This window comes from Schlesneria sp., assembly GCF_036405755.1.
GTDB lineage: Bacteria > Planctomycetota > Planctomycetia > Planctomycetales > Planctomycetaceae > Schlesneria > Schlesneria sphaerica.
In genome coordinates this window covers 1-4,940 of the sequence record NZ_DASWWZ010000653.1, presented here as the reverse complement: position 1 = coordinate 4,940, position 4,940 = coordinate 1, and the positions used below count along the sequence as shown (strand labels likewise).

4 protein-coding genes are annotated in these 4,940 nt (G+C 58.4%); all 4 read right to left on the bottom strand.

The window, feature by feature from the left end; all coding sequences use genetic code 11:
* Window positions 1–1,065 (bottom strand): glycerol-3-phosphate dehydrogenase/oxidase (locus VGE80_RS21670; RefSeq protein WP_440594093.1); only part of this gene is annotated, 1,065 nt, incomplete at its 3' end.
* A 2-nt stretch (window positions 1,066–1,067) separates the two neighbouring features.
* Window positions 1,068–2,561 carry a glycerol kinase GlpK gene (glpK, locus tag VGE80_RS21665; RefSeq protein ID WP_440594092.1) on the bottom strand — a complete coding sequence of 498 codons (1,494 nt, stop codon included), beginning with the start codon at window positions 2,559–2,561 and terminating at the stop codon, window positions 1,068–1,070.
* A gap of 323 nt (window positions 2,562–2,884) precedes the next feature.
* Window positions 2,885–3,790, bottom strand: coding sequence for a hypothetical protein (locus tag VGE80_RS21660; RefSeq protein WP_440594091.1), 906 nt, complete (start codon window positions 3,788–3,790; stop codon window positions 2,885–2,887).
* Between the two features lie 138 nt (window positions 3,791–3,928).
* A partial coding sequence (locus VGE80_RS21655) for a hypothetical protein (RefSeq protein WP_440594090.1) occupies window positions 3,929–4,940 on the bottom strand: 1,012 nt, incomplete at its 5' end.

The window sequence follows — 4,940 nt, the reverse complement described above, 5'->3', positions numbered from 1 at the left end:
CGTGTGGTCGCGAGAAAGTGCCGCCGTATTGGTGCCGTCTCCTGTACGGACAAGGGGGCGGATCCCCGCAAAGACGCTCAGAATGTCGCTCCTTCTGGGGGGCTTGCTCAGATAGCGACCCGCGGTCTCAAGGATGAAGTCAATTTCCTCTTCGGTGGCCACGGGTTCGATCGGAATGTCATTCAGCGGAACGTCCGTAGTTCCGACGAGCGTATGCTGGTGCCAGGGAATGGCGAACATCACGCGACCGTCAGGAGTATGGGGAACCATGATGGCCGAGTTACCGGGCAGGAACGAACGGTCAAAAACGAGGTGAATTCCCTGGCTGGGTGCGATCAAGGTCGACGCCGCGGGGTCTGCCATTTTTCTGACTGCGTCGCAGTAAGCTCCGGTGGCATTGATGACGACGCGGGCAGCGATTTCGAGCTGATGATCTGTCTCGCGGTCCCGTGCCACGACACCGCTGATAAAACCGTCGACATCACGTCGCAGTTTGGTGACTTCCATATAATTCAGCAGCACCGCTCCTCGTTCGCTGGCGGTGGTCGCCAGATTGATCAGCAGCCGCGCGTCATCGAATTGTCCGTCATAGTAAACGACGCCTCCCTGCAGGCCCTCGGTCTTGATGGTGGGGAGCCGCTTCAGGATTTCGTCTCGCGACAGACGACTGGTGGGGCCGAAGCGGTACCGCCCCGACAGGAGGTTGTAGACCTTGAGCCCGAAGCCATAAAAGGGGGATTCCCACCAGGTGTAGCTCGGAACGATGAAGGCCAGATCATGGACCAGATGTGGGGCGTTCTGGCGGAGGAGTCCCCGTTCTTTCAACGCTTCCATCACCAGCGAGATATTCCCCTGTTCCAGATAACGGACACCGCCATGCACGAGCTTCGTGCTGCGACTGGAGGTCCCTTTCCCGAAATCATGCTGTTCAAGCAACAAGACTTCATAGCCGCGTGACGCTGCGTCGACCGCGATCCCGATACCTGTCGCGCCGCCACCGATGATGAGCATGTCCCAGGGGGTGCGACGACTCTCCAGACGTTCTCGCATCTGTTCCCGTTTCATCGTCATTCATCTCCTTCCCAGTTTTTGCAGCGACTGACGGCCTTTTTCCAGCGTTCCCGTGCCCGGGTCACAACGGCCTGGTCCATTCGAGGTTCAAATCGTCGATCGATCTGTTCTAAAGTGGCCAGTTGAGACACGTCGGTCCAGACGCCTGCTGCCAGACCTGCCAGGAACGCCGCCCCGCGCGCCGTGGTCTCGGTAACCGCTGGACGAACCAGAGGGACTTGCAGCAAGTCCGATTGGAATTGGAGCAGCAGGTCATCCCGGGTTGCCCCTCCATCCACTTTCATTTCCGGCAGCGTGACCCCCGAGTCACTTTGCATCGCAGCGGCGAGATCCGCGACTTGATGCGCAATCGACTCGACCGCAGCACGGGCGATATGTGCGACGGTGGTTCCTTGTGTCAGACCGATGATCATTCCTCGTGCATTTGCATCCCAGTAGGGGGCTCCCAGGCCGGCAAATGCAGGCACAAAGCAGACGCCGCCGCTGTCCGGAACCGATCCGGCAAGGTCGCGGATCTCCTCAGATGAGACAATCGCCCGTAATCCATCTCGCAACCATTGCACGACCGCCCCGCCAATGAAGACACTTCCTTCGAGTGCATAAGCGACCTGGCCGGCAGGTGCCGCAGCGATGGTCGTGATCAACCGGCTATGTGACGCGACCGGGGTGTCTCCGGTGTGCTGCAGCATGAAACAACCGGTCCCGTAGGTTGTCTTGGTTTCGCCTCGGTGGACGCACAGTTGTCCGAAGAGTGCCGCCTGCTGATCACCCGCGATACCCGCAATGGGAATTGGAGCTCCGAATTGCTCTGCGGCGACTTCGGCGAGCTGACCACTGGATTCACAAACGTCCGGAAGCATTGCCCGGGGGATTCCGAAGAGACTGAGCAGTTCGGCATCCCACTGCCGGGTGTGGATGTTGAAAAGCTGCGTCCGGGAGGCATTCGTGACATCTGTCAGATGGCTTTTCCCTTTCGTCAGATTCCAGATGAGCCATGAATCGACAGTCCCGAAGGCCAGTTTTCCTGCTGCTGCCTGCTCACGCGCACCAGGGACGTTATCCAGAATCCAGGCAATTTTCGTTGCGGAAAAATAAGCGTCCAGAACCAGCCCGGTTCGTTCTGTGACGAGTCCCTCAACCCCGTCGCGGCGGAGCCGATCACACATCGGTGCGGTACGTCGATCCTGCCAGACGATTGCCGGACAGATCGGCTGACCGGTTTTACGATCCCAGACAATGGTGGTCTCGCGCTGGTTCGTAATCCCAACCGCTGCAAGGTCGCGGGCATGGATTCCCTGTTGTTCGATCGCCTGTCGCGCCACGGACAGTTGCGTTTCCCAGATGTCGTGGGCGTTGTGTTCGACCCAGCCGGGCTGGGGGTAATGCTGCCGGAATTCGCGTTGTGCGATCTGGCAGACAGAACCCGTTTCATCAAAGATGAGTGCCCGACAACTGGTCGTTCCGGCGTCGAGTGCGAGTACGTAGGGCATGAATGCAATACTCACGAAATGCGGCGTGAAGGGAAGGGTTCTGCCGACCTGAGAATTTGATTTCGATTGCGGTGATTGGTACGCCTCTCATTGTACCCGCGCCGGTGCAATCCATCACGCGAATCCGCCGCTTCGCCGCTGGAGACCATCAGACATTTTTGAATGGAAGTGCCTCCTCGTAAGGGGCCTTGGCTTCCCTGTGGTCAAGGGGCCGAGCGGAGAGATAACTGTCATTGAGGAGGACGTGACGAGCTGCGGCCAAACGACTGGGGTCGTCTCGGGGCGGGCTGTGGCAGGCGAAATATATTGTCCGGGATCGCGATCTACTCGCCCCGCAATCGCAATCCCGTCGCTTCGATCTGGATGGTCCAGCCGGCCGAATCGGTAATCGTCTGCAGCACTCCCCCGACCGTCGTGTTTTCGAGCTCGAAGGTCATCGTCTTGCTCAACCGATCACGGCCCAGATCATCGTCGTCATAGAGAATGGGGGCTCCCAGGTGTTCCTGGAGGGCTTCCAACAGGTCCCGACGACTGACTGGCTTCGATTGTTTGTAGAGCAGCAGCCGTTGAGTCAGCTTTCCCTCGACATCCACCTTCGGCGGCGGGGGTGGAAACGTCGAGCCCTCGTCCTCCGGGATGATGTCGGTTGGAGCCTGAGCCAGGTGAGGAGGCAGGGGAGCGTCGCGATTGAATGGTTCGAGCGCATTGGCAACTACGTCGGGATTTGCGACCGGTGATGGCGCGACGGCAACCGGCAATGCGGGATCTGATGCGCCGACGGGTGCTGGCGAGGGTTGCTGGTCGGTATCGATGTTCTCTGGCAACGTCTCTGTGGGCATTCCGGTGACGTCGATGGGGGAAGGGGGCGGTGCAGGGACCAGGCGGTGCTTGGGACGCAGGGCCAGGACAGCGACGAACACCGAAATCGCAATTGCCAAGAGCCACGCCGCAGTGAGAGGAGAACTGATCAGGCGCTGAAACGTCGTCGAGGTCGGCGCTTTTGCAACGTAAATTTTGTCCTGCGGGGACTTCCTGCTGCGGCGAGCATGTTCGTGACTGGCAAGCTCGTCAGGGGTGAGTCGGCGAATCCCGTATTGTCCGTCGCCGCTCGTTTCAGTGATGCGCAGTGCCGTCTTGCACTCCGGACAATTGACCCGCCTGCCGATAAACGAACGATCGCGAATCCGCAGAGTCGTACCGCATTCAGGACAGGAAGAACGACCGGACATTACGAGAACCAATTTTCAGAAGAAGGGGAGAAGGAACTTGAGCGACCGAATCCTTCACGTTGTCTCAAAGAAGTGATGTTATTACGGAACAGCATGGCAGGACTGCACATGAACAGACCTGCCGTTCGTCTTCTCAATTTATTTCGTCAGCTCAAATGGTTTCAACCCGCTCGCGCTGGCTGCGGCCAGTGTGGTGACCAGGAGATTCTTCCTGGCTTCATCAACGATGATGACTAACGTCTTTTCGGGTTTGGGGTCAATCCCCTTCGAGTCTGCGAAGATCTTCAAGACGACGTCCTTTACGGGAGCTCCATCCATCTTGAAGGTTTGTGCAATATTCTTGGTAAAGCCCCCCAGTTTGAGTGCGTCGCCATCGATTTCAATAGGTGTCTTAATTTCCCCGGCGATGAAGTCGAATGCTTCATTCAGTGGCATACGACGGAAATCGACATCGATCCGCATCTGCAGCCGATCGGCGACCAGTTCCGGGATTTTGGATTGCTTCGGGTCGGCAGGTACGGGGCGCGACTTCGTGAAGTCTGTTCTGGTGGACTCTTCCCAGGACAGCATGGCTCCCAGCACCAGATTGGGACCGGCGACATCGGGCAGGCTGGTGACCAGTTGAACGTGCTCTGGTCCGTGGTGGAACTCGGTTGCCATCGAGAATACTTCCATCATCGCCGGAACGCGTCCAATGACCATCCGTTTGCCTTTTTCCTGGGGGTTCATCTGCTGGAAATAGGGGAGCAGGTGTTCGGCAAGTCCGGCCAGTTTCTCCTGAAGCTCGTTCTCTAGCTTAAGGATCGCCTTCTTGCCGGTCACACCTTTTCCGTGCAGCAGGATTTCCGAGAAGAATTCGTCGGGCGACAGGTGGATGCTCCAGGCGACGGTTTCGACTTCATCCCCCAGCCATTCGACGGAGTTCTGAATCAAAGGCACGACGTTCTGCGGAAACCAGGTCTCCTGCAGTGTCAGTGTCTGCGGATTGAAGATTGCGGTCAGGTGCCGATCGCGATCGGTGAAGGGAAGCAGCGGGTCGATTGCTTCGGCGGGGTGCCGCTGCGTCACGGCATCGACCATCTCTTGTGCCTGGCTTTTCGGGCAGACAACCAGCGTCCGCTGATCGACGATCATGTAGGCGCGCTGTTCC

What these genes read in the sequence shown, in the direction of transcription:
- glpK (WP_440594092.1), bottom strand. Translation starts at nt 2,561, where the DNA reads ATGCCCTACGTACTCGCACTCGACGCCGGAACGACCAGTTGTCGGGCA.
- VGE80_RS21660 (WP_440594091.1), bottom strand. Translation starts at nt 3,790, where the DNA reads ATGTCCGGTCGTTCTTCCTGTCCTGAATGCGGTACGACTCTGCGGATT.